At 72.2% G+C, this 23,903-nt stretch carries 20 protein-coding genes and 1 pseudogene; 12 read left to right on the top strand and 9 right to left on the bottom strand.

What is annotated here, in order from left to right:
* Entirely contained in the window at positions 1 to 1,320 is a 1,320-nt protein-coding gene (locus C8054_RS03435; RefSeq protein WP_107155196.1) for an enolase C-terminal domain-like protein, read from the top strand.
* Positions 1,317 to 2,198: an amidohydrolase gene (locus C8054_RS03430; RefSeq protein ID WP_107155195.1), complete on the top strand. Its 882-nt coding sequence runs from the start codon at positions 1,317 to 1,319 to the stop codon at positions 2,196 to 2,198. The genes C8054_RS03435 and C8054_RS03430 overlap by 4 nt, the downstream gene beginning before the upstream one ends.
* A 9-nt stretch (positions 2,199 to 2,207) precedes the next feature.
* On the opposite strand, the gene C8054_RS03425 is transcribed toward C8054_RS03430, so the two are convergent.
* On the bottom strand, positions 2,208 to 2,903 hold the full coding sequence (locus C8054_RS03425; protein WP_107155194.1) for a FadR/GntR family transcriptional regulator: 696 nt from the start codon (positions 2,901 to 2,903) through the stop codon (positions 2,208 to 2,210).
* 157 nt (positions 2,904 to 3,060) lie between these two features.
* Between C8054_RS03425 and C8054_RS03420 the strand changes: the two genes are divergently transcribed.
* Genes C8054_RS03420 through C8054_RS03405 form a run of 4 tightly spaced genes read left to right on the top strand, consistent with a single transcriptional unit; the run spans position 3,061 to position 6,122 of the window.
* Positions 3,061 to 4,005 (top strand): aldo/keto reductase, encoded by a 945-nt coding sequence (locus C8054_RS03420; RefSeq protein ID WP_107155193.1) that lies wholly within the window; start codon positions 3,061 to 3,063, stop codon positions 4,003 to 4,005.
* Position 4,006: 1 nt separating this feature from the next.
* The gene (locus C8054_RS03415) at positions 4,007 to 4,342 is read left to right on the top strand and encodes an L-rhamnose mutarotase (protein ID WP_107155192.1); all 336 of its coding nucleotides are present in this window, start codon (positions 4,007 to 4,009) and stop codon (positions 4,340 to 4,342) included.
* Positions 4,339 to 5,364, top strand: a complete 1,026-nt coding sequence (locus C8054_RS03410) for a zinc-binding dehydrogenase (RefSeq protein WP_107155191.1) — start codon at positions 4,339 to 4,341, stop codon at positions 5,362 to 5,364. Before C8054_RS03415 ends, C8054_RS03410 begins: the two co-directional genes overlap by 4 nt.
* Complete coding sequence (locus C8054_RS03405) at positions 5,361 to 6,122, top strand: SDR family oxidoreductase (protein ID WP_107155190.1); 762 nt, start codon at positions 5,361 to 5,363, stop codon at positions 6,120 to 6,122. Before C8054_RS03410 ends, C8054_RS03405 begins: the two co-directional genes overlap by 4 nt.
* Positions 6,123 to 6,207: 85 nt before the next feature.
* On the opposite strand, the gene C8054_RS03400 is transcribed toward C8054_RS03405, so the two are convergent.
* Complete coding sequence (locus C8054_RS03400; protein WP_107155189.1) at positions 6,208 to 7,857, bottom strand: ricin-type beta-trefoil lectin domain protein; 1,650 nt, start codon at positions 7,855 to 7,857, stop codon at positions 6,208 to 6,210.
* A 108-nt stretch (positions 7,858 to 7,965) separates the two neighbouring features.
* Complete coding sequence (locus C8054_RS03395) at positions 7,966 to 10,041, bottom strand: family 43 glycosylhydrolase (protein WP_107155188.1); 2,076 nt, start codon at positions 10,039 to 10,041, stop codon at positions 7,966 to 7,968.
* Between the two features lie 310 nt (positions 10,042 to 10,351).
* Between C8054_RS03395 and C8054_RS03390 the strand changes: the two genes are divergently transcribed.
* Together C8054_RS03390 and C8054_RS33325 are read left to right on the top strand one after the other, a co-directional pair.
* Complete coding sequence (locus C8054_RS03390) at positions 10,352 to 10,831, top strand: hypothetical protein (protein WP_107155187.1); 480 nt, start codon at positions 10,352 to 10,354, stop codon at positions 10,829 to 10,831.
* 80 nt (positions 10,832 to 10,911) lie between these two features.
* Positions 10,912 to 12,102, top strand: a pseudogene (locus tag C8054_RS33325) (MFS transporter); the annotation flags it as partial.
* 77 nt (positions 12,103 to 12,179) lie between these two features.
* On the opposite strand, the gene C8054_RS03380 reads toward C8054_RS33325, so the two are convergent.
* A complete protein-coding gene (locus C8054_RS03380) occupies positions 12,180 to 14,369 on the bottom strand; it encodes a carbohydrate-binding module family 20 domain-containing protein (protein WP_107155186.1) in 2,190 nt (729 codons plus the stop codon).
* A gap of 290 nt (positions 14,370 to 14,659) precedes the next feature.
* On the opposite strand from C8054_RS03380, the gene C8054_RS03375 reads away from it, so the two are divergent.
* The gene (locus C8054_RS03375) at positions 14,660 to 15,487 is read left to right on the top strand and encodes a hypothetical protein (protein ID WP_107155185.1); all 828 of its coding nucleotides are present in this window, start codon (positions 14,660 to 14,662) and stop codon (positions 15,485 to 15,487) included.
* Here the strand turns inward: C8054_RS03375 and C8054_RS03370 are convergent.
* Positions 15,465 to 16,148, bottom strand: a complete 684-nt coding sequence (locus C8054_RS03370; RefSeq protein WP_107155184.1) for a hypothetical protein — start codon at positions 16,146 to 16,148, stop codon at positions 15,465 to 15,467. The genes C8054_RS03375 and C8054_RS03370 overlap by 23 nt on opposite strands.
* A gap of 135 nt (positions 16,149 to 16,283) precedes the next feature.
* On the opposite strand from C8054_RS03370, the gene C8054_RS03365 reads away from it, so the two are divergent.
* Both C8054_RS03365 and C8054_RS03360 read left to right on the top strand, forming a co-directional pair.
* A complete protein-coding gene (locus C8054_RS03365) occupies positions 16,284 to 17,447 on the top strand; it encodes a sensor histidine kinase (protein WP_107155183.1) in 1,164 nt (387 codons plus the stop codon).
* Complete coding sequence (locus C8054_RS03360; RefSeq protein WP_233219476.1) at positions 17,444 to 18,148, top strand: response regulator transcription factor; 705 nt, start codon at positions 17,444 to 17,446, stop codon at positions 18,146 to 18,148. The genes C8054_RS03365 and C8054_RS03360 overlap by 4 nt, the downstream gene beginning before the upstream one ends.
* Before the next feature lie 51 nt (positions 18,149 to 18,199).
* On the opposite strand, the gene C8054_RS03355 is transcribed toward C8054_RS03360, so the two are convergent.
* Positions 18,200 to 18,982 carry a methyltransferase domain-containing protein gene (locus C8054_RS03355; RefSeq protein ID WP_107155181.1) on the bottom strand — a complete coding sequence of 261 codons (783 nt, stop codon included), beginning with the start codon at positions 18,980 to 18,982 and terminating at the stop codon, positions 18,200 to 18,202.
* Between the two features lie 63 nt (positions 18,983 to 19,045).
* On the opposite strand from C8054_RS03355, the gene C8054_RS03350 reads away from it, so the two are divergent.
* Positions 19,046 to 19,609 (top strand): GNAT family N-acetyltransferase, encoded by a 564-nt coding sequence (locus C8054_RS03350; protein ID WP_107155180.1) that lies wholly within the window; start codon positions 19,046 to 19,048, stop codon positions 19,607 to 19,609.
* Between the two features lie 71 nt (positions 19,610 to 19,680).
* Here the strand turns inward: C8054_RS03350 and katG are convergent, their stop codons facing one another.
* The 3 genes from katG to C8054_RS03335 form a co-directional block, all read right to left on the bottom strand.
* Positions 19,681 to 21,957, bottom strand: a complete 2,277-nt coding sequence (gene katG / locus C8054_RS03345) for a catalase/peroxidase HPI (protein WP_107155179.1) — start codon at positions 21,955 to 21,957, stop codon at positions 19,681 to 19,683.
* A gap of 43 nt (positions 21,958 to 22,000) precedes the next feature.
* Positions 22,001 to 22,429 carry a Fur family transcriptional regulator gene (locus tag C8054_RS03340; protein WP_107155178.1) on the bottom strand — a complete coding sequence of 143 codons (429 nt, stop codon included), beginning with the start codon at positions 22,427 to 22,429 and terminating at the stop codon, positions 22,001 to 22,003.
* Between the two features lie 119 nt (positions 22,430 to 22,548).
* Positions 22,549 to 23,547: a glycoside hydrolase family 11 protein gene (locus tag C8054_RS03335; RefSeq protein ID WP_107155177.1), complete on the bottom strand. Its 999-nt coding sequence runs from the start codon at positions 23,545 to 23,547 to the stop codon at positions 22,549 to 22,551.
* Positions 23,548 to 23,903 lie beyond the last annotated feature (356 nt).

The raw sequence follows: 23,903 nt of genomic DNA, 5'->3' as shown, positions 1-23,903 counted from the left end.
TTGTCCGAACACATCACATCCGTAGAGACCATCGACGTCCGATTCCCGACGTCGCGCCACCGCGACGGCTCGGACGCGATGAACCCGTTCCCGGACTACTCCGCCGCCTACGTCATCCTGCGCACCTCGGCCGGCGCCGAGGGACACGGCCTCGTGTTCACCGTGGGGCGGGGCACCGAGATCCAGATCCGGGCGCTGCGGTCGCTGGCCCCGATGCTCGAGGGCCAGCCGGTCGAGGCGCTGGTCGCCGACCCCGGGACGCTCGCGCGCCGGTTGGTCGGCGACAGCCAGATCCGCTGGCTGGGCCCGGCGAAGGGGGTCGTGCACATGGCCGCCGGCGGCCTGGTGAACGCGGTCTGGGACCTCGCCGCCCGGCGGGCCGACAAGCCGTTGTGGAAGCTGCTCGCCGACCTCACCCCGGAGCAGCTCGTGGCGCAGGTCGACTTCCGCTACCTGCGCGACGCCCTCACCGAGGACGAAGCGCTGGTGCTGTTGCGCGCCGCCGTCGACGGGCGGGCGGACCGGGAGCGCCGCCTGCTGGCCGAGGGCTTCCCGGCGTACACCACGACGCCGGGCTGGCTCGGCTACGACGACGACAAGCTGGCCCGGCTCTGCGCGGAGGCGGTCGCGGCCGGGTTCCGGCTGATCAAGCTCAAGGTGGGCGGGGACCTCGCCGACGACGTACGCCGGCTGGGCATCGCCCGCCGGGCCGTCGGCCCGGACGTGCGCATCGCGGTCGACGCCAACCAGGTGTGGGGCGTGCCCGAGGCGATCCGTTGGATGCGTGAACTGGCCCCGTTCGACCCGTACTGGATCGAGGAGCCGACCTCACCCGACGACATCCTCGGGCACGCCGCCGTCCGCTCGGCCGTCGCCCCGACGAAGGTGGCCACCGGCGAGCACGGGCACAACGCGGTGATGTTCAAGCAACTGCTCCAGGCCGACGCCGTCGACGTGGTCCAGATCGACGCCTGCCGGGTCGCCGGGGTCAACGAGAACCTGGCCATCCTGCTGCTCGCGGCGAAGTTCGGCGTGCCGGTCTGCCCGCACGCCGGCGGGGTGGGGCTGTGCGAGCTGGTGCAGCACCTCGCCATGTTCGACTTCGTCGCCCTCACCGGCAGCACCACCGACCGGGCCATCGAGTACGTCGACCACCTGCACGAGCACTTCGCGGACCCGGTCCGGATCCGCGACGGCCGCTACCTCGCGCCCCGCTCCCCCGGCATGAGCGCGGAGATCCTCGCGCCCTCGCTGGCCGACTACCGCTTCCCCGACGGACCCCGCTGGACGGTGGCGACGACCGGGGCCGCGCTCCCATGATCATCGACGCGCATCACCATCTCTGGCAGCCCGACCGCGGGTACCACTGGCTCGACGACCCGGCGCTGGCGGCGATCCGTCGCCCCTTCACCCCCGCCGACCTGACCGCCGAACTCGCCTCGGCCGGCGTGGACGGCACCGTGCTGGTAGAGGGCGGCCGCTGCCACCCCGATGAGGCCGCCGAGTTCCTCGGTCACGCCGCGGACACGCCGGCGATCCTCGGCGTGGTGGCCTGGGTCGACATCGCCGGAGGCGAGGTCTCCGCCACCGTCCGGCGCTACCGGCAACTGCCCGGCGGCGAACTCCTGGTCGGGGTGCGGTCGCAGGTCCAGGGTGAGGCGGACCCCGACCACCTCGACCGTCCCGACGTACGGCGCGGTCTCGCCGAGGTGGCCGACGCCGGCCTGGTGTTCGACCTGGTGATCCGGGCCGACCAACTGCCCGCCGCGGCGCGGGCGGCCCGGGCGGTGCCGCGGCTCTCCTTCGTCCTCGACCACCTCGGCAAGCCGCGCATCGACAGGGGCACCGCCGGGCTGGCCGGCTGGCGCGAGCCGCTCGCCGCGCTGGCCGCCAGTCCCAACGTCACCGGCAAGCTGTCGGGCCTGGTCACGGAGGCGGCACCGGACTGGTCGCCGGCCGACCTGAGCCCGTTCGTCGAGGTCGCCGTCGACGAGTTCGGCCCGGGTCGTCTGATGTTTGGCTCGGACTGGCCGGTGTGCCTGCTCAGGTCGGACTACCCGGGGGTGCGGCGGGCCCTGACGGCCGCGCTGCCGCCCCTGTCGCCCGGGGACCGGCGGGAGATCTTCGCCGGCACCGCCGTACGCACCTACCGCCTGACACCGCCGGCCGAACCGGCCGCGCCCGGGCCGGCGACATGAGCCGGCCGGTCAGGCGTCCCCCGCCTGGGCCGCGAGCACGGTCCGCAACCACGCCTCGGAGGTGTTGACGTGCATCAGCGCGGTGGCCTGGGCGAGCAACTGGTCGCGCGACCGCAGGGCGAGGTAGATCGCCTGGTGTTCGTCGATCGTCTTGTGCGCCGCGTTGGCCTCGATCAGCCCTCGCCAGACCCGGGCCCGCAGCGTACGGCCGGAGAGCCCGTCGAGCAGCGAGGTGAGCGTCTCGTTGCCGGTGGTCGCGACCACTGTGTGATGGAAGGCGGTGTCGAACTGGATGAGCTTCTCGGCGTCGTCGGCGGCGGCCCGCATGTCCTGCAGGATCCGGTCGAGTTCGTCCAGCTCGGTGTCGGTCATCCGCAACGCGGCGAGACCGGTGGCCACCGGCTCCAGCATCCGGCGGACCTCCATCACCTCCAGCAGCGTGTCGTCGCGCAGCAGCTCCACCGCGACGCCGAGACCCTCCAGCAGCAGCCGCGGGGCGAGGCTGGTCACGTAGGTGCCGTCACCGCGACGGACGTCGAGCACCCGGGCCGACTCGAGCACCTTGACCGCCTCCCGCACCCCGCTGCGCGACAGGCCCATCTGCGCGGCGAGCTGCGGCTCCGGTGGCAGCCGCGCGCCCGGCGGCAGCTCACCGCTGGAGATCATGCCGCGGATCCGCGCGATCGCGTCGTCGGTCAGTGCCATTGCCGCCCCCTTCGGGCCGGCCCACCGGGTGCCTGGGAAGGGGCTCCGTCGCCTGCGGCGGGCAGCGGCCGTGCCCACCACTATAGATTCATCCGACGTCTGCCCGACTCCGGCCGTCGTCGCCAGCCCCGCCGTCCGCGGAAAGGGTCCTGACGCCATGCGATACCGCCCGCTGGGCCGCACCGGCCTGACCGTGTCGATGCTCGGGTACGGCGCCTCCCCCCTCGGCGGCGTCTTCGGCCGGATCGACGAACGGGCCGGCATCGAGGCCGTGCGCGCCACGCTGGAACTCGGCGTGAACATCATCGACGTTTCGCCCTACTACGGCGCCACCACCGCGGAGACGGTGCTCGGACGCGCCCTGCGTGGCGTCGACCGGGCCGGCTACGTCCTGGCCACCAAGGTCGGCCGGTACGGCGAGGCGGCGTTCGACTTCTCGGCGGCCCGCACGGTCCGCAGCGTCGAGGAGAGCCTGGCCCGCCTCGGCACCGACCACCTGGACCTGGTCCAGTGTCACGACATCGAGTTCGGCGACCTCCACCAGATCATCGGTGAGACGTTGCCCGCGCTGGCCCGCCTGCGCGACGCGGGGAAGGTCCGCTTCATCGGCGTGACCGGCTACCCCCTGGCCGCGTTGCGTCGGGTCGCGGCGGCGGTCCCGCTGGACACCGTGCTGTCGTACTGCCGCTACACGCTGCTGGACCGCGCGCTGGCCACGGCCGAGCCGGAGTTCACCGCCCGGGGCACCGCGGTGCTGAACGCCTCCCCGCTGGCCATGGGGCTGCTCTCCCGGCGCGGCGCACCCGACTGGCATCCGGCCCCGCCGGAACTCCGGCGGGCCGCGACCGCCGTGGCCGACCTGTGTGCGCGACGTGGCGTCGACATCGCCCGGGTCGCGCTCGGCTTCGCCGCCGCGCCGGCGCGGTTCGCCACCACGTTCGTCGGTTCCGCCGACGCCGCGAACATGGCCCGCAACGTGCGCTGGGCCCTGTCCGAGCCCGATCCCGAGCTGCTCGACGACATCGAGAAGCTGCTGACGCCGGTGCGTGACCTCGCCTGGCCCAGCGGCCGACCGGAGAACACCCCTACCGGAGAGGCATGAGGTGCGACGTTACGGCTGGGTGATCCGGCTGCGGCCGGACCACCGGGAAACCTACCTACGGCTGCACGCCGCCGTCTGGCCCGGCGTCGAGCAGACGCTGCGGGCGGCGCGCATCCGCAACTACAGCATCTTCCTGCACGGGGACCTGCTGTTCGGCTACTACGAGTACGTCGGCGACGACCACGACGCGGACCAGCGTCGGATCGCCGCCGATCCGCAGACCCGGGCGTGGTGGCGGCTGACCGACCCCTGCCAGGAATCGCTCGCCGAGCCTGGCTCCGGCCACTGGTGGGCACCGATGCACGAGGTTTGGCACCTGACCGAGGAGGCTTGGTGAACCGTAGCGCGCACTACGTCGGCGACCAGAGGTTCGTCGTCGAGGACACCCGGGCGGTGCCACCCGGACCCGGCGAGGTACGCATCGCGGTGACGTACACCGGCATCTGCGGCACGGACCTGCACGTCGCGCACGGCGCGATGGATCACCGGGTCCACGTGCCGGCGGTGATCGGGCACGAGATGTCCGGTCGCATCGCGGAGATCGGCCCGGGCGTCACCGATCGGCGGGTGGGCGAGCCGGTGACGGTGATGCCGCTGGACTGGTGCGGTCGGTGCCCCGCCTGCCGGGCCGGTCACCAGCACATCTGTCACCGGCTGACCTTCATCGGCATCGACTCCCCCGGCGCGATGCAGCGCTCCTGGACGGTGCCGGCCCGGATCGTGGTGCCGCTGCCGGACGACCTGCCACTGGCCGAGGCGGCCCTGGTCGAGCCCACCGCGGTGGCCGTGCACGACGTGCGGCGTTCCCGCCTGACGGCGGGCGAGCACGCGGTGGTCATCGGCGCGGGTCCGGTCGGTCTGCTCATCGGCGCGGTCGCCCGGGCGGCCGGCGCCACGGTGACCGTGCTGGAGATCGATCCGCGCCGCCGCGCGCTCGCCGCCGACCTCGGCCTGTCCGCCGTGGACCCGGTGGCGGCGGACCCGGTCGGGCTCGTCCAGGAGGCGACCGGGGGCGCCGGCGCCGACGTGGTCTTCGAGGCGTCCGGGTCGACGACCGGGGTACGCCTCGCGACCGACCTGCTCGCCGTACGCGGGCGGCTGGTGGTGGTGGCGATCCATCCCACGCCGCGGGAGGTGGACCTGCACCGGATCTTCTGGCGCGAGCTGGAGGTGATCGGGGTGCGGGTCTACCAGCGGGAGGACTACGCCGAGGCGGTCCGCCTGGTGCACCGCCGGGAGGTGCCCGCGGCGCGGCTCATCTCCCGGACCGTGCCGCTTGACGACGTCACCGAGGCGTTCCGGGCGCTCGCCGCCGGCGGCGACGTGAAGGTGCTGGTGGACTGTGGAGGTGGGGTGTGAACCCGTTCGACCTGAGCGGCCGGCTCGCCGTGGTCACCGGCTGCCGGCGCGGGATCGGCCTGGCGATGGCGGAGGCGCTGGCGGCGGCGGGCGCGGACGTGATCGGCGTCAGCGCCACCCTGGAGGAGACCGGGAGCGAGGTCGAGGCGCGGGTGACCGCGCACGGCCGCTCGTTCGTGCCGCACCGGTGCGACCTGGCCGACCGGGCCGCCGTGCGCGCGCTCGCCGGATGGCTGGGCCGGCGGGAACGGCCGGTGGACATCCTGGTCAACAACGCCGGCACGATCCGCCGCGCCCCGGCCGTCGCGCACCCGGACGAGGACTGGGACGAGGTGCTGGAGGTCGATCTCACCGCCCCGTTCGTCCTCGCCCGCGAGGTCGGCCGGAACATGGTCGGGCGCGGTTCCGGCAAGATCATATTCACCGCCTCGATGCTGAGTTTCCAGGGCGGCGTGACCGTGCCGTCCTACGCGGCGGCGAAGTCGGGGATCGCCGGGCTGACCCGGGCGCTGGCCAACGAGTGGGCGGGCCACGGCGTCAACGTCAACGCGATCGCGCCCGGCTACATCGCCACCGACAACACCCAGGCGTTGCGGGACCAGCCGGAACGCGACCGGGCGATCGTGGCACGCATCCCGGCCGGACGCTGGGGCCGGCCCGAGGATCTCGCCGGGGCCACCGTGTTCCTGGCCTCGGAGGCGGCCGCGTACGTGCACGGCACGGTGCTCGCGGTCGACGGGGGCTGGCTCGCCCGCTGACTCCCCCGGCACGCGGGCGGTTCCACGACGACGCGCCCCGGCCGGACCGGGTGGGACCCGGCCGGGGCGACGTCGGGTGGACGTACTAGCGCACCGTCCACCGCTGGTTGGCGGCGGCGGTGCAGGTCCACTGGATGACGGTGGTGCCGTTGGCGGTGGCGGCGCCGTTGACGTCCAGGCAGAGGCCGGACTGCTGGTTGCGGATGGTGCCGTCGCTGTTACGGGTCCACCGCTGGTTGGCGCCGCCATTGCAGTCCCAGATCTGCGCCTTCGTGCCCGCGCCGGCGTTGGCCGGCGAATCCAGACACTTGCCCAGCGCCTGGATCGCGTCCCCGCTGAACGTCCACCGCTGGTTGGCGGCGCCGTTGCAGTCCCAGATCACCGGCTGGGTGCCGTTGGCGGTGTTGCTCTGCGGCACGTCCAGGCACCGGCTGGAGGCGGCGCTGACGAGCGCCCCGCCGGTGGTCGGGGGCGGGGTGCCGGTGCCGCCGCCACTGACCCGGTAGACGACCGTGCCGTGCCCCGGGACGGTGGCGGAGATGGCGCCGGAGGTGGTGCTCGTCGCGTTGGTCCACGCGTCCAGCAGGGTGAACGACGTGCCGGTCTTGCCGATGGCGGCGGCGGTCGTCGAGATCGTCGTGCTGGCGCTGCCCTGGTTGAACAGCGCGACCGCGACGTCACCGTTGGCCAACCGCTTGGCCAGCACCCGCCGGGTGCCGTCGAACGACACCTGACCCGCCTGCAACGCCAGCGGATCCTGACTGATACCGATCAGGTTCGCGTTCTTCAGGATCGTCTGCGTGGCCGCCGTCATGTTGCGCAGGTCGTTGCCCGCGATCAGCGGCGATGCCAGCACCGCCCACAACGCGAAGTGACTACGCATCTCGGTGTCGGTCATCCCGCCCCGACCGACCTCCAACATGTCCATGTCGTTGAACGCGCCCGGCTTCGCCCGCCCGGCCAACGGCACCGTCACGTCCACGATGTTCTGGATGCCCATCGGATAGCCGTTGGTCTGGCCGGTGTTCCACGCGTTGGTGATGTCCTCCGTGGTCCGCCACATGTTCGCCACATCACCCCAGTCCCGCTGCGGACCGGTCTTCGAGTGCACGCTGTTGGAGTTGATGCTGTACACGATCGGCCGGCCGGTGGCGGCCAACGCGTCGCGCATCAGGTTGAACACCCGCACCTGATCATCGATCGTGCCGCTGGGCGAGCACCAGTCGTACTTCAGGTAGTCCACCCCCCACGCCGCGAACTGCCGGGCGTCCTGGGCCTCGTGGCCCTGCGCGCCGGTGGAGCCGGGATAGCTGTTGAAGTACTGCGCGCACGTCTTCGTCAACGGCCCCTGGTAGATACCGAACTTCAACCCCCGCGCATGGATGTAGTCACCAAGCGACTTCATCCCCGACGGGAACCGGCTCGGATCACCCTGCAGATTCCCCGCCGAGTCCCGGTTCGGGTTCATCCAACAGTCGTCCACCACCACGTACTGGTAACCGGCATCGCGCATCCCGGAACTGACCATCGCATCGGTCATCTGCCGGATCAACGTCTCGTTGATGTTGCAACCGAACGTGTTCCAACTGTTCCAACCCATCGGCGGCGTCCGCGCCGCACCGTTCTCCAGCGCCGACGCCGTGGACGGGCGCAGGCCGACCAGCGCGCCGGCCAGCAGCAGTCCGGCCGCCAGGACGGCGGCGGCCCGGCGGCGGGCCGAGGTGAGGTGTCTCATCGGTGATCCTCTCCGCGACGGTGGTACGCCCGCCGCAGGCGTTGTCCGGTGGTGGTCAGGACAGCGCGCGGGCCGGACGCGCGGGTGACGCGTCCGGCCCGCGCCCCGTCACGGGGTGGTCAGGTCGAACCGGCGGACGGTGGCCGCGCCGCCGAGCGCCTGGGTCGCGTAGTTGAAGATTCCGAAGCGGTAGCCCATGAAGAACTGCCAGGCGTTGTTCAACGTCAGCGCGTTGCCCAGCGGGACGAAGTTCGTCCCGTCGGTGCTGTAGGAGAAGGTCGCCTGCCGCCCGCTGCCCGGTCTGATGTCGGCCTTGGCCCGCAGCCAGATCCGACCACCGCTGACCGCCGCGCCGGCGATCTCGGTGCCGGTGTTCGTGGTGCGCCAACCGCTGTCCATGGTCAGGTTGTTGGTCATCACCACCCGTGTCGCGCCGTTGTCCCGGCGTACGCCGATCCAGGCCGACGAGTCCCGCAGCATGGCCAGCCCGGCGCGGTCGCCGTCGCGCATCGTCGAGTAGTCCAGTTCGATGGTCGCCGTCGACGTCGGTCCCTGGATGCGCCGCGTCGCCGTGTTGCGCGCGCTGTAGAGGTCGTTGGTGACGGTCGCCGTCTGCAGCCGCAGCCCGTCACCGACCGACCACCTGGTGTTGTCCGGGTTGTGGTTCCACTCCCACAGGTGGCTCAGCGTGGTGCCGGTGAACGTGTCCGCACCGGTCATCGGTTGCACCGCGCGGGTCGGCAGCGGCGACGGGTAGGAGCTGCCCCAGCCGCCGTTGACGGTCTGGATCTGGGGCCAGCCGTCGCTGGTCCAGGTGATCGGGGCGAGGGCCGGCACGCGACCACCGGGGTACGCGTCCACGAACGCCATGTAGTACCACTGGCCGTTCTGGGTCTGCACCAGGCCACCCTGGTGGGGCACGCCGCCGCCGGCGATCGGGCCGGACATGTTGAGCAGCACCTGCCGCGTCTCGTACGGCCCCCACGGGCTGGTGGAGCGCAGGATGTACTGACCGTTGGCGGGCCGGGTGACGAAGATGTAGTAGTACCCGTTGCGCTTGTAGAAGCGGGAGCCCTCCAGCGTGCCGATGTTCGACGGCGTGGTGTAGACCTGCTGCGTGCGCACCTGGCTGAGGCCGTCCGCGGACAGTTGCGCGACGCTCAGGGTGCTGTTGCCGTAGGCGACGTACATGGTGTCGTTGTCGTCGATGAGCAGGCCGGCGTCGTAGTAGCAGTTGTTGATCTCGGAGCGCTTCTGCCAGGTGCCGCTCACCGAGGTCGAGGTGTAGACGTACGACTTGTTGAAGTCGATGCACCCGATCCAGTAGAACGTGCCGTTGCTGCTGCGGTAGTTCAACGTCGAGGCCCAGATGCCGTTGACGTACGCGCGGGCGCCGTTGAGGTCGTACTTGGTGCCGAAGTCCAGCCGGGGCACCGAGTGCCCGGCGATCTCCCAGTTGACCAGGTCGTAGGAGCGCAGCACCGGCGCGCCCGGCGAGTAGTGCATGGTCGACGAGGACATGTAGTAGGTGTCGCCGACGCGGATGATGTCGACGTCCGCGAAGTCCTGCCAGACCACCGGGTTGGTGTACGTCGACCCGCCCGGGGTGCCGCTGTCGCCGAGCTTGACCAACTGCCACTGCTGGTTGTTGCCGCCCCAGTCGCTGTACTGCACCACGTTCGCGCCGTCCGCGGTCGAGGCGTTCTGCACCTCGACCGCCTTGCTGGAGTGCCGGGCGATCAGCCGTACGTAGCCGTCGGCGGAGTCGGCGAGCCGGAACTGCTGGTTGGTGGCGTTGTTGTCCGTCCACTGGACGATGCTGGCGCCGTCGGCGGTCGAGACGCCGGAGACGTCCAGCACCTTGCCCGAGTGACGCGAGCGCAGCCGGTAGTAGCCGCCGCCGGAGTCGACGAACTGCCACTGCTGGTTGTTGCCGTCGCTGCGGGACCACTGGGTGATCCGGGCCCCGTCGTTGGTCGCCTGGTTGTACACGTCGAGCGCCTTGCCGCTGTTGCGGTTGACCAGCACGTACCACGCGTTGGTGTCCACGGTCGCGGCCGACGCGCCCGACGGCGTCACCGCGACGATGCCGGCGCCGAGCAGCACCGCCAGCGTCGCGGCCACGACGCGCGACCACCGGCCGCCACGTCCGACCCGGGCCGCGAGTCTATTGATTCGCACCATGCTCCTCCTTCGTTCGGGCCGGCGCGCGGTGCGAGGACGACGGACAGCTCAGCCTGTTAGCGCTAACATTCGAGCTGCCACGCGAGAGGGGTGCGCGCCCGGGCCGGGCGGGCACTCCGGACCGCCGATGATGCGCCACGATTCCGGAGATGCACACATCGACTGTGAGCGATAACACGCCGGACGTCAAGTCGTCACAATCATCGATGTCTTCGCACGGGCGAACGGGTGGCCGGTCGCGGCGGACCGGCCGGACGCCACGGACCCGGGGCGGCCCGCCGACGGAGATGTGTCAATGTAATGTTGACAGATGACTCCGGAGCTGGCAGGCCTGTCCGAGATCGGTGCCGCCCGGGCCCGACTGGACGAGCGGGAGCTGGAGCTGATCGACCGAGCCCGGCACGACGGCGCGACCTGGGCCGACATCGCCGGCGCGTTGGGACTGAGCAGCCGGCAGGCCGCCGAGCAACGCCGGCAACGACTCGTGGCGGCCCGCCGGTCCCGACTCGGACGACTCGACCGGGCCTGGTCGGCCGAGGTGGTGGCGCTGCGGGCCGCCGTCTCGGACCTGCACCGCTGGATCACGGCGGACCGGGCGTGGGACGGTCGGTTCCGCCGCGCCGCGCTGGTGCGCGACACCAGCGCGTCCGCCCTCGACGCCGAGCCGGGGCCGTTGTACGCGCTGGCCGCGTACCTCGTGGCGGACCTGGCCGACGTCGGACCGCGACTACCCGCGCCGGCCCGCAGCGCGGCGGACCGCGTCGCCGCCGCACTGTCAACAAAGGATTGACGTCGTCGGGCGGCATTGCCAGCCCCACACTCAAGAACTGAGGATATGAGTCATCCCCGCTCAGTTCCGGAGGACGACTCATGCGTCGCAATGCCGCACTGTTCGTGACCATCTCGCTGCTGTCCGGGCTCGGCGGCAGCGCCATGGCCCTGGTCGCCGGCATCTGGGTGCTGGACCTCACCGGCTCCACCGGGCAGGCCGCGCTCGCCGGGCTCTGCGTGTACGTGCCGGTGCTGGCCGGACCGTGGCTCGGCGGGGTGCTGGACCGGACGCCCCGGCGACCGCTGGTCATCGGCGTCAACCTGGCGTTGGCCGCGACCCTGCTCTGTCTGCTCGCGGTACGCGGGCCGGACCAGACCTGGCTGATCTTCGTGGTCGCCGCCGCCTACGGGGTCAGCTACGTGCTGATCGACGCCGGCGAGACGGCGCTGCTGCCGGCGGCGCTGTCCCCGGCGCAGCTCGCCGACGTCAACGGCTGGCGGTCCAGCGCCCAGGAGGGCATGAAGCTGGTGGCGCCGCTCGCCGGCGCGGGCCTCTACGCGTGGCGGGGCGGCTACCCGGTGGCCGTGCTCAGCGCCGCCGCGCCGGTGCTCGTCGCGCTCCTCTACGCCGCGCTGCGGTTACCCGCCACCGGCGGCACCCAGGCCGCCGCCGACCCGCCGACCGCGCCGCCCGGCCCGGCGGCGGGCCGCCCACCCGGCCTGCGCGCCGGACTCGCCGCCCTCCTCGACGAGCGTGCGGTGCGCGTGCCGGTGACGCTCGCCGCCGTGTCGATCGCGATGTCCGGCTTCACCACCGCCGCGCTCTACACCGTGGTGACCACGGAGCTGGCCCTGCCGTCGACGTTCCTCGGCGTGCTGGCCAGCGCCCAGGGCGGCGGTTCGGTGCTCGCCGGCCTGGCGGTGGGACGACTCGTCGACAGGCGGGGCGCGGTCGCGGTCGGCGTCGCCGGCACCGCGCTGTTCGCCGCCGGCTGCCTGGGTCGGTGCCTGCCCTGGTGGCCGGCGACCGTCGCCGCCTCGGCGGTGATCGGCGTCGGTCTGCCGTGGACGCTCGTCGCCGCCGTCACCGCGGTCCAGACGCACACGCGGCCGGCGCTGCTCGGCCGGGTGTCCGGCACCGCGAACACGCTGATGTTCGGGCCGATCACGCTGGCCATCCCGCTCGGCTCGGCGGCCGTACGCCTCGGCGGCCGGCCGCCGCTCGTCGCCGCCGCCGTGACGTGCCTGGTCGTGGCGCTGCTGGCGGCCGCCGGACGCGGACGGCGAACCCACGCGCCCGACCGTTCCCGCCGGCCCGGCCGTCGGGCGCGGCCCGTCCCCGAGGTGCGGGGACGGGCCGCGCACGCTCAGCGCCAGGTGTCGGTGGCGGTGCGGGTGCCGCCGGCCGGCGTGGTGAAGCTCCGGTTCGCGCCGGACTCCCAGGTCACCGAGCCGTCCGGGTTCTTCTTGACGTACTTGTACTCGACCGCGGTGTTCGGCGGCAGGTCGACAGTGGCCCGCCAGACCGGGTAGGTGGCCGAGGACAGCGCGACCGCGTTGGCCGGGTTCCACCCGCCCAACGCCGCCACGTTGCCGACCACGAACACGTTCTGGCCGTAGGCCGTGGTCGCGGTGACCGCGAACGAGATGGCCACCGCCGTCGAGACGGTGTCGCCGCGGAACGTCTCGGTCACCGCGTACGTGCCGGCGGCCGGCGTGGTGAAGCTCCGGTTCGCGCCGGACTCCCAGGTCACCGCGCCGGCCGTGGTCACCTTGACGAACTTGTACTCCACCGCGGTCGACCGGGGCAGGTCGACGGTCGCGCGGTAGGTGCCGCCGCCCTGAGCGGTGAGCCGGACGCCGTTGGCCGGCGTCCACGACCCCAGCTCGGGGACGCTGCCGACGACGTACACGTCCTGGCCGGCGCTCGGGGTCGCGCTCACGGTGAACGTGGTGGCGACCCGGTCGGTGGGGCTGGTGGTCGGGCTGGCCGTCGGCGACACCGTCGGGGAGGCGGTCGGCGACGGGCTCGTGCCGGGCCGCGCGCCGACGTGGACCGCGACCGCGCCGTTGGCCGGGACGGTCACGGTGGCCCGGCCGCCGGAGACGGTCACCGTGCCGCCGGTGCAGCCGGCGGCGGTGGCGCCGCCCGTGATGACGTCGCAGTACCGCCCGTCGGCCAGGCCGGTGGTGAACGTGGCGGTGGTGGCGGTGCCGGAGTCGTTGATGCCGATCCACGCCCGGTCGCCCCGGTGGAAGCCGATCACGTTGTTGTTCACGGTGGTGAAGTCCGAGACCGTCTTCACCGGGCGGGCCGCGTTGGCCCAGCCGACCATGCCCTTGATGCCGACGCTGCGGGTCAGGCAGTTCCAGGCCGCGCCGCAGACCGTGTCGGTGACGCGCCCGGTGCCGTCGCTGGGCGGCGACTGGTTCCGGTTGGACCAGGTGAAGCTGTCGTAGACCGACGGCTTGCCGTGCGGGTACGCCAGCGCGAAGTAGTTGGCGAGCACGTAGTCGCTGCCGTTCTGGTACGACAGCACCACCCCGTCGCGCTCCAGGTCGTGGTTGGTGACCATGGCGAAGACGTTGGCGCTGGGCGCGTCGAGGTTCCAGTTCGGCACGTTGGCCAGCGAGGAGATGGAGCCCAGGAACGCCGAGCGGATGCCCTTGGCGTACCCGAAGTCGAGCACGTCGCCGTTGCCGATGAACGCCCGGGCCTGCAACGCCGGGTTGCTGGCGCCGTCGAAGATCTCCTGCGCGACGTACGGGCGGCGGCCCTCCGCCACGGTGTTGTTCAGCTTGCCGAGGATCGCCGCGAAGTCGTCCTTCCTGACGTGCTTGACCGCGTCCACCCGGAAGCCGTCGACGCCGAGGCCGATCAGGTCGTTCAGGTAGCCGGCGATCTTGCTGCGGACCGCGTCCTTCTCGGTGTAGAGGTCCGACAGGGACAGCAGCTCACAGCTCGTCACCTGGGACTCGTTGTTCCAGTCGCTGATGCCGCCGGAGGTCGGGCAGTTGTCCCCCGGCCGGTGGAAGTCCCCGCTGCCGTAGGGCACCGCCGGATAGCTGTAGCCGCTGAACTCGGTGCCGGCGTACCCGCGCGTGCCGGCCGGGTTGTTGGTTCCGGCCATGTGGTTGACCACCGCGTCCACGTAGACCCGGACGCCGGCGGCGTGGCAGGCGGTGACCATGGCGGCGAACTGCTGCCGGTTGCCGAACCGGCTGTCCAGCTTGTACGACACCGGCTGGTACACCTCGTACCAGGGGTGCACGCCGTCGGGGCTGTTCGGCAGGCTGACCGACTCCTGCGGCGGGGCCACCTGCACCGCGCCGTAGCCGGCGGGGCCGAGGTGGTCGGTGCAGGCGGCGGCGACCGAGGGCCAGTTCCATTCCCAGAGGTTGGCGGTCACCTCGCTGTCGTTGAGGACGGTAGCGGCGCGGGCGGGGGTGGCGGTGGTGGCAGCGGCGACGACCGCCGTCCCGCCGGTCGCGACGAGCGCGGCGGCGAGCAACAGGCGAGCGACGCGACCACGCGGGTGTGGCCTGGGGGATTCCATGGCAGGGGTACCTCTTCCGGGGTGCTCGAAAGGGTGCGCGGGGGTGGACGGCCATCCGGGTAGCGAACACCATGCGGGATTCATGAAAGTCTTTGCAATACCTTGCGGCAAACTTTTCGAAACCGGTCCGCAACATCAACCGCTTCAAAACGCTCCTGAACAGGCCAGACGCGCCCCTGGCACGCCGACGACCGGATGGCAAGAATTCCAACGCTGTGGGACCGCCGACACGACGGTTGACGGGGCCGGCATGATCGGAGCAGCCGCACCGCATCCTGAAGGGACCCGTCATGGCACACGCCCCGACCACGCCCGCCCGCGGACCGGCCCGACGGCTGCTGCCCGCGCTGGCGGGGCTCGCGCTGCTGGCCGTGGCCACGGGCTGCGGCGGCGCGGCCGAGCCGGTGAGCGGCCCGACGAGCACCGGCGCGACCGGCGCCGCCGCGCCGACGAGCCCGTCGACCGACCCGAGCCGGGACGGCGGCACGACAGTGGACGGACGGACCGTCCCCGCGGTGGCACCCGGACTCGGCTTTCCCGCCGGCAGCAAGGTCGACACCGTGTTCGGCGACCCGGCCTCGGCGACGGTGATCCTGGCCGCTCCCCCGCCGGAGCAGGTGCTCACCCACTACCGTCAGGCCGGTCCGGCGGCCGGGTATCCGGTGGGCACCGACACCGCCGGGACGCTGCACCTCGCCGGACGCGGCTGGACCGTCGCGGTCATCACCAGCTCCCGGGACACCACCGTCACCTTCGCCCGCACGCAACCGGCCGGGACGACCGCGCCGCCGCCGCAGGACGACACCGAGGCCGCGCTGACCGGCCGGGACCTGGGCGTGACGAACCTGCCGTTCAACTTCCGCTTCCCGCCGGGCAGCCGGCTGCGCGACCTCTCCGACACCACCGCCGGCGCGCGGCTCACCCTGGTCGAGCCCGCCCCGGAGCGGGTGCTCGCGTTCTACCGCGACCACCTGCCCCGGGGCTTCTTCGACGTCACCGGCGACCGCACCGTCGACGGGACCACCACCCTCACGTTCGACAAGGACGACGGCGAGTGGACCGGCACCATCGAGGCGACCGACGACCGGGTCACCGTCACCACCGTCCACCACCGGTAGCCCGGATCCTCCGGGCGCCGACCACGTTGAGCGCCACGCCCCACAGCAGCGCCGCGCTCACCCACCGCGCCCACCCCGGGCCCCCGGGTGACTCGACGAGCACCGCCCGCAGGGCCGCGTACGGGGTGAGCCAGTCGCGGACCGCGGCCAGCGGGGTCAGCAGCGCGTACGCGCCGAGCGGCAGCACGATCGTCGCCGGACAGGCCCACGCCGGCCGTCCGATCAGCAAGCCCAGCCCGGTTCCGACGAGCTGCGCGAGCACCTGCACCAGCACGCCCGCCACGGCGATCGCGCCGACGTGCGCCCACGGGTCCGGCGCGGTGGATCCGGCCACGGCCAGCGCGGCGACGGAGAGGGCGTCGCCGGCGAGCCCCACGACCACGGCGATCGACACCGCCGCGGCGATCGTGGCCCGCACGCCCGCGTCGGGGAACCGGCGGAGATCGTTCGCGAGCAGCACACCCACGAACGGCAGCGGGACGGAGACGGCCCCGTGCACCAGCTCGCCGACCGTGGCGACGGTGCGCTCGCCGGACGGGAGCCCGGCCGTGAGCGCCGCGGCGGCGAGTCCCACGCCGATCGTCACCACCAGGAGGACCATCCGGCCCCGTGTCCCGACCGCCCGCCGCAGCGCGTGCGCGACCGCCCCCTCTCCGACCATGTCAACCTCCCGCTCGGGTACTCCGACCGGGATGACGATCGCCGATGGACCCGCCGGACCGCACGGGTCGGAGGATCCGGCCGCGCCCCTACTTTGGTAGCTACCGCCCGCCGCCGGAGCGCCTAGGCTGCGGGCATGGCCGCCGCGCTCTTCGCCCTGCTCGTGCCGGACCCGACAGGGGATCGGGCGACCGTGCGGGACCGCGTCGCGGACGCCGTGGCGGTCACCGTGGCGCTCGGGTACGGGCTGACGATGCTGCGGATCGGTGACGCGACCGCCGCCGGGGCGGCGATCCCGTGGCCGGTCGACGTGCTGCTCGGGGCGCTCTGCGCCGTTCCGTTGGCGATGCGGCGGCAACGCTCGTTGGCGATGCTGCTCGCCCTGCTCCCGTTCGGCGTGATCTCGGTGACGGCGACCGGGCCGATCCTGGTGGCGCTGTTCACCGCGGCGATCCGACACCGGGCCCGGCTGCTGTTCGCGTTGGGCGCGGCGCACGTCGGCACCGGCGTGGGCTACTTCCTGCTCCAGGGCGATCCGCCGTATCCGGTCTGGGTGGATGTCGTCCTCCGCGCGGTGACCGGCGCGGCGGCGATCGGGTGGGGCCAGTTCGTGCAGGCCTACCGGCGGCTCACCGCCTCGCTGCGCGCACACGCGGCGCGGTTGCAGGCCGAGCAGCACCTGCGCGTCGAGCAGGCACGGCTCACCGAACGGGCCCGGATCGCCCGCGAGATGCACGACGTGCTGGCGCACCGGATGTCGCTGATCAGCCTGCACGCGGGCGCCTTGGAGGTGCGTGTCGACGCGCGACCCGACGAGATCGCGGTCGCGGCCGGGGCGATCCGGTCCAGCGCGCACGAGGCCTTGGCGGAGCTGCGGGCCGTCGTCGGCGTGGCGGGCCGGCCCGAGCCGCCGCAACCCGGGCTCACGGACGTGCCCGACCTGGTGGCCAGCGCCCGCGAGGCGGGGATGCGCGTCGAATTCGCCGACGAGGTGGCCGGCGACGAGCCACCGACGATGGTGGGACGGACGGTCTACCGGATCGCGCAGGAGGCGCTGACCAACGCGAGCAAGCACGGCAGCGACGCGAGCGCGACGATCCGGCTGACCGGTCGGGTCGGCGAAGGGCTGCGCATCGTCGTGGCCAATCCCCATCCGGGCACCGGCGGGCGTGGCGGCCGGCCCGGCGGGATGGGACTGGTCGGCATCGACGAGCGGGTGGCGATGGCCGGTGGGCGGGTGCGGTACGGCGCGGAGGGCGGGGAGTACCGGATCGAGGCCTGGCTGCCGTGGCCGGCCTGACCGACGCACCCGACGGGCCGTCCGCCACCGCGTCGGACCCCGGCCGGCGGCCGATCCGGCTGGCTGTCGTGGACGACGATCCGCTGGTCCGCTCCGGGCTGCGCATCCTCGTCGGCGGGTCGCCCGACATCGAGGTGGTCGCCGAGGCGGCCGACGGCGCGCAGGCCGTGTCGATGGCGCACGCGCACTGGCCGGACGTGATCCTGATGGACGTCCGGATGCCCCGCGTCGACGGGCTCACCGCCACCCGGCGCATCCGGTCCCGGCCGGGCGCACCGGAGATCATCGTGCTGACCACGTTCAACGCCGACGAGTACGTGCTCGACGCGCTGCGCGGCGGCGCGTGCGGATTTCTGCTGAAGGACACTCCGCCCCGGGAGATCCTCGCCGCGGTGCGCACCGTCGCCCGGGGTGCGGCGATCCTCTCCCCCGCCGCGGTCCGCCGACTTGTCGACCACATCGCGGATCCGGCCGCGGGGATCCGTCGGGCCCGGGCGCGGGACCGGCTGGCCGCCCTCACCGAGCGGGAACGGGATGTGGTGGTGCTCGTCGGCGAGGGCCGGTCGAACGCGGAGATCGCCGCCGGGCTGGGCATGAGCGTGCCGACCGTGAAGGGCCACGTGTCGCGGCTGCTGGCCAAGCTCGACCTGAACAACCGGGTGCAGCTCGCCCTGCTGGTGCACGACGCCGCCCTCGTCTGAGCGTCGACTGCCCCGCGCCGAGGAGTCACCGGGTGGGATCGACGGCTCGCCTCAGGTGACCGTGGCGCACGTGAGGAAGAACGTCACCGCGTAGGTGAACCGGCGGGCCTCGACGGCCTCGTCGACCTGTGCTTCGAACGCCCGGGCCTCGGCGGGGTCGAGTGCGCCCCGGTGGGCGGCGGTGGCCGCCCAGCTACGGAGACCGAGCACGTTGTCCACGGCGGCCGGGTCCCGCACCAGCAGCGTCCAGGGCTCCACGGCGACGTCGAGCAGGCTGTGTGCGGCCAGGAGCCCGGCATGCTGATGGGCCAGGGCGCCGTTGCGCAGCAGGACGTCGGCCCGGAATCTCAGCACGCGCCGGGCCAGACCCTGGTCGGCGATGTCGAGCACCTGGGTGTCGTAGTCCGGGTCGGCGAGGACGATGCGGCCACCCGGCCGGACGACCCTGACGAGTTCCCGGATCGCGGCGGGCGGGTCGGCGAGGTGTTGCAGCGTGCGGTCGGCCCACGCGCCGTCGCAGGAGCTGTCGAGAAACGGCAGGTGATGGGCATCGGCGACGGCGCACTGGGACAGGCCGCGGGCCCGCTGGGCAGCAGCCATCGTCAGCGCACGATCGACGGTGGCGACGGTGACGTCGTGGTCGTGTCGCAGGGAGGCCGCGCCCGCTCCGGTGCCGGCGCCGACCTCGACGTAGCGCCTCCCGGGAGCCGGATGGAGCAACTCCCGGACCCGCCGCTGGTAGGCCTGGTAGAAGGGTTCCTCGGCGAGCCGGTCGAGCACCGCGACCCACGCCTCCGGGTTCGGCTGACGGTCGACATCGGTGAACCCGTGCATACGCCAGAGCCTAGTGCCGGAAAAGCGCTGGGTGCTCCGACGTGCTTCCCGCATGATCGGCTCGTGGACACCTACCTGGAAACCGAACGCCTGGTGCTGCGCCGGTTCACCGCCGACGACGCGGACCTGCTGATCGACCTGGACAGCGACCCGGCGGTGATGCGCTACCTGACCGGTGGCAGGCCGACCGCGCCGGAGACCATCCGCGAGCGCTACCTGCCGAACGTCCTGGCCGGCTACCAGAAGTGGAATGGCGACCTCGGGGTGTTCGCCGCACACGAGAAGGACGGCGGCGCGTTCGTCGGCTGGTTCATCCTGCGTCCGGCGCCCCAGGGCCCGCTGGACGACGTGGAACTCGGCTACCGGCTGCGACGGGCGGCCTGGGGCAACGGCTACGCCACCGAGGGCTCACGGGCGCTGCTGGGCAAGGCGTTCACGGAGCTCGGGGTGCGCCGGGTCTGGGCGGACACGATGGCCGTCAACCAGGGTTCGCGTCGCATCATGGAGAAGCTCGGCATGACGCTCGTGCGGTCCTTCGCCACTCCCGCCGACATGGAAATGATCGAGGGCGCCGAGCACGGCGGCGTGGTCTACGAGATCACCAGGGAACGGTGGGAGCGGCAGTAGTAGCCGGCCGGAAGACCGGACGAGCCCCGGTCGATCCGTGACGGATCGGCCGGGGCTCGTCGGAGCGCGGATCAGGCCAGGTCGAACCGGTCCAGCTCCATCACCTTGGTCCAGGCGGCGACGAAGTCGGTCACGAACTTCTCGCGGGCGTCTTCGCTGGCGTAGACCTCGGCCAGCGCCCGGAGCTGCGAGTTCGAGCCGAAGACGAGGTCGACAGCGGTGGCGGTCCACTTCACCTGGTCGGTCGCCACGTCCCGGATCTCGTACACGTGCTCCTCGGACTCCGACGCCTTCCACCGGGTGCCCGGGGAGAGCAGGTTGGCGAAGAAGTCGTTGGTGAGCACGCCCGGGCGGTCGGTGAGTACACCGTGCGCCGCGCCACCCACGTTGTTGCCGAGGGCGCGCAGACCGCCGACGAGGACGGTCATCTCCGGCGCGGTCAGGCTGAGCATGTACGCGCGGTCGACGAGCAGGACCTCCGGCTCGGTCTTCTCGCCCGGCCGCAGGTAGTTGCGGAACCCGTCGGCACGCGGCTCCATCACCCGGAACGACTCGACGTCGGTCTGCTCCTGGGTGGCGTCGGTGCGACCCGGGTGGAACGGCACCGTCACCTCGACGCCGGCGTCCCGCGCCGCCTTCTCGACCGCGGCCGAGCCGGCCAGCACGATCAGGTCCGCGAGCGAGATCTGGGCGCCGCCGGCGGCGTTGAACTCCCGCTGGATGCCCTCCAGGGTCGTCAGCACGGTGGCGAGCTGCTCGGGCTGGTTGACCTCCCAGTCGCGCTGCGGCTCCAGCCGGATCCGTGCGCCGTTGGCGCCACCGCGCTTGTCGGTCGAGCGGTAGCTCGCGGCCGAGGCCCAGGCGGTGGAGACGAGCTGCGCGGTGGTCAGGCCGGAGTCGAGCACCTTGGCCTTCAGCGCGGCGACGTCGGCGTCACCGACCAGCTCGTGCTCGGCAGCCGGCACCGGGTCCTGCCAGAGCTGGGCCTCCGGCACCCACGGGCCGAGGAAGCGGCTGACCGGGCCCATGTCGCGGTGCAGCAGCTTGTACCAGGCCTTGGCGAACGCCAGCGCGAACTCGTCCGGGTGTTCCAGGAAGCGGCGGGAGATCTTCTCGTACGCCGGGTCGACGCGCAGCGACAGGTCGGTGGTCAGCATCGTCGGCTTGTGCTTCTTCGACGGGTCGTGGGCGTCGGGGATGATCTCCTCGGCGTCCTTGGCGACCCACTGCTTCGCCCCGCCCGGGCTGGTGGTGAGCTCCCACTCGTAGCCGAACAGGATCTCGAAGAAACGGTTGCTCCACTCGGTCGGCCGGTCGGTCCACGTCACCTCGAGGCCGCTGGTGATGGTGTCCCCGCCCTTGCCGCTGCCGTGGGTGCTCAGCCAGCCCAGGCCCTGCGCCTCCAGCGGGGCGCCCTCGGGCTCCGGACCGACGTGGTCGTCGGCGACGCCGGCGCCGTGGGTCTTGCCGAACGTGTGGCCACCGGCGATGAGCGCGACGGTCTCCTCGTCGTTCATCGCCATCCGGCGGAACGTCTCGCGGATGAAGTGCGCCGCCGCGGCCGGGTCCGCGTTGCCGCGGGGACCCTCCGGGTTGACGTAGATGAGGCCCATCTCGGTCGCGCCGACACCGGCCGCCATCTCCTTCTCGGAGGCGTAGCGCTCGTCACCGAGCCAGGTGTCCTCCGGGCCCCAGAAGATCTCCTCGGGCTCCCAGACGTCCTCGCGGCCGAAGCCGAAGCCGAACGTCTTGAAGCCCATCGACTCGAGGGCCACGTTGCCGGCCAGCACCAGCAGGTCGGCCCAGGAGATCTTCTGGCCGTACTTCTGCTTGACCGGCCAGAGCAGCCGGCGGGCCTTGTCCAGGTTGGCGTTGTCCGGCCAGCTGTTCAACGGGGCGAACCGCTGACCGCCGTCGCCGGCGCCGCCACGGCCGTCCTCGATGCGGTAGGTGCCCGCCGCGTGCCAGCTCATCCGGATCATCAGGCCGCCGTAGTGGCCGAAGTCGGCCGGCCACCACTCCTGCGAGGTGGTGAGCACCTGGGTGATGTCCCGCTTGAGGGCCTCGACGTCGAGCTTGGCGAACTCCTTGGCGTAGCTGAAGTTCGCCCCGAGCGGGTTGCCCTTGTCCGAGTGGGCGTGCAGCACCGACAGGTCGAGCTGGTTGGGCCACCAGTCCCGGTTGGTGCGCGGGCGACCGCCGGTCTTCGGGGTCGGCGAGTCGATCGCCGGGTTCTCGCTCTCGCTGCCGTGCGCGGTCACGGAGTCGTGCGCGACCGGGCAGCCGGCCGCCTCCTTGGCGTCCACGCCCTGGGCGCTGACGGGCCCGTTGTCCTGGGTCTCGCTCATCTGTTTCCTTCCGAACTGGCGGATCACTGGCCGAACTCGCGGATCACTGGGCGGTGCGGGCGGTCGCGCAGTCGGGGCAGGTGCCCCAGTAGACGACCTCCGCCTCGTCGACCACGAAGCCGTGGTCGTCGGAGGCGGTGAGGCAGGGGGCGTGGCCGACGGCGCACTCCACGTCGGCGATCGTGCCGCACGAGCGGCAGACGATGTGGTGGTGGTTGTCCCCCACCCGCGACTCGTAGCGGGCGACGGCGCCGGCCGGCTGGATGCGCCGCACCAGACCGGCGTCGGTGAGCGCGCGGAGCACGTCGTAGACCGCCTGGTGGGAGACGGTCGGCTGGCTGGCCCGGACCAGCGCGATCACGGTGTCGGTGTCGACGTGCGGATGGTCCCGCAGCGCAGCGAGCACCGCCAGGCGGGGCCGGGTCACGCGCAACGAGACCGCCCGCAACTGGGTCTCGAAGTCGGACGTCATGCCCGCAACCCTAGTCCAGTCTTCTGGAATGAATCAAGTTTCCGCCCCGGTGTGTCGGCCGGCACACACGACGACGGGGGCGCCGCGAACGCGGCGCCCCCGTCGGGCGGGAGATCGGCTCAGGCGGCCGAGCAGCTCGCCGTCGGCGTGTTGCTGTTGCCGTTCTTGTAGAGCGTGATGCCGAAGTTGTTGCCGTTGCCGTTCGGGCGCGCGGTGAGCGTACCGCTGGCGCCGCTCACCGACGCGTTCCAGCTGTTCTGGAGCGTCTGACCGCCCTGGGTCTGGATGTTGACCGCCCAGTTGCTGCTGCCGCTGACCGAGAACGTCACGTTGAACCGGTCACTCCACTCCTCGGCCCGGCTGACGCTGACCGTGCAACCGCCGTTGTTCGGCGGCGGGGTGGTCGGGTTGGTGCTGGTGCCGCCGATCGTGATGTTGGAGTTGCCGCTGCTCTGGTAGCCCTCGGTGGCCAGGATCTGGTAGTCGTGGCTGCCCAGGTTCATGCCGGAGCGGGCCCAGGCGTCGAAGTGGTTGCCAGCGGTGATCGTGCCACCGACCCGCTTCGACTGCCGCACGCTCCAGTACTGGTAGAACGTCCGGGTGCCCTCGATCGAGGGCGCGTTGACGCGCTGGGTCCGGTAGATGTCGTACGTGCCGCCGTCCGAGGTCACCGTACCCATGAAGCCGCTGCCCGGCGGGCGCCAGCTGCCCCAGCTGTCGACGATGTAGTACTCGACGAGCGGGTTGCGGGTCCACCCGTAGAGGGTGAGGTACGCGTTGCCGGACGGGTTGAAGCTGCCGGAGTAGCTGACCGTCCGGCGCCCGCCGGGGTTCCACCCCTTCCCGGCGACGAAGTTGTTGATGCCGCTCCACTGGGTGCTGTACTGGCCGCCGTTCCCCATGGTCATGGAGACGTTGCCGCTGTCCTTCCAGAACGAGTAGAAGTAGCCGTTGTTCGTGCCGGTGGAGTTCGACGTGACGGTCTGGTCGGCGTAGGCGGGGCCGGACAGGACCGCGGTGGCCCCGGCAGTGGCGAGCGCCACGGCGCAGGCGCCGCCGAGGAGCATTCTGAGGCGTCCGCGCCTGCGGCTGCCCGAGCGGACGGGGGCGTCGTTCATGGGCGTGTTCCCTCCCTGTGGTGGCGGGCACGCGGCCAGCGGGTGGCAGCACCACCGCCGGCCGACGGACATCGACCGTCATCGAGGCGAGTCGATGGCCACAGTATTGGAGCCGCTCTTCACAGTGTCAACAACTTCCGGAAACATCATGGAAACCGTTGATGGCGCCCGACGTCCCACCGGGACCGAATAGCACCTGTTCAGAGACGCTTTGAAGCGCTTCGACAGCTCGTCTCGAACGACACCGCGCACGATCCAGCGGACCCCATCGAAGTCCGAAGACCGAAATTTTCGGAGACTTTCCGGACCACCACGGCGAACCGCCGCCCCTCAACCCCGACGCCCACCCCGGGTTT

Origin of the sequence: Micromonospora sp. RP3T, assembly GCF_003027925.1 — a bacterium.
Taxonomy (GTDB): Bacteria; Actinomycetota; Actinomycetes; order Mycobacteriales; family Micromonosporaceae; genus Micromonospora.
This window is presented reverse-complemented; position numbering and strand designations above follow the sequence as displayed.

Coding starts and splice junctions, on each gene's coding strand:
- C8054_RS03395 (WP_107155188.1), bottom strand. CDS start 10,041: ATGGTGCGAATCAATAGACTCGCGGCCCGGGTCGGACGTGGCGGCCGG.
- katG (WP_107155179.1), bottom strand. CDS start 21,957: ATGAGCGAGACCCAGGACAACGGGCCCGTCAGCGCCCAGGGCGTGGAC.
- C8054_RS03390 (WP_107155187.1), top strand. CDS start 10,352: ATGACTCCGGAGCTGGCAGGCCTGTCCGAGATCGGTGCCGCCCGGGCC.
- C8054_RS03400 (WP_107155189.1), bottom strand. CDS start 7,857: ATGAGACACCTCACCTCGGCCCGCCGCCGGGCCGCCGCCGTCCTGGCG.
- C8054_RS03335 (WP_107155177.1), bottom strand. CDS start 23,547: ATGAACGACGCCCCCGTCCGCTCGGGCAGCCGCAGGCGCGGACGCCTC.
- C8054_RS03365 (WP_107155183.1), top strand. CDS start 16,284: ATGGCCGCCGCGCTCTTCGCCCTGCTCGTGCCGGACCCGACAGGGGAT.
- C8054_RS03425 (WP_107155194.1), bottom strand. CDS start 2,903: ATGGCACTGACCGACGACGCGATCGCGCGGATCCGCGGCATGATCTCC.
- C8054_RS03375 (WP_107155185.1), top strand. CDS start 14,660: ATGGCACACGCCCCGACCACGCCCGCCCGCGGACCGGCCCGACGGCTG.
- C8054_RS03420 (WP_107155193.1), top strand. CDS start 3,061: ATGCGATACCGCCCGCTGGGCCGCACCGGCCTGACCGTGTCGATGCTC.
- C8054_RS03355 (WP_107155181.1), bottom strand. CDS start 18,982: ATGCACGGGTTCACCGATGTCGACCGTCAGCCGAACCCGGAGGCGTGG.
- C8054_RS03380 (WP_107155186.1), bottom strand. CDS start 14,369: ATGGAATCCCCCAGGCCACACCCGCGTGGTCGCGTCGCTCGCCTGTTG.
- C8054_RS03340 (WP_107155178.1), bottom strand. CDS start 22,429: ATGACGTCCGACTTCGAGACCCAGTTGCGGGCGGTCTCGTTGCGCGTG.
- C8054_RS03430 (WP_107155195.1), top strand. CDS start 1,317: ATGATCATCGACGCGCATCACCATCTCTGGCAGCCCGACCGCGGGTAC.
- C8054_RS03370 (WP_107155184.1), bottom strand. CDS start 16,148: ATGGTCGGAGAGGGGGCGGTCGCGCACGCGCTGCGGCGGGCGGTCGGG.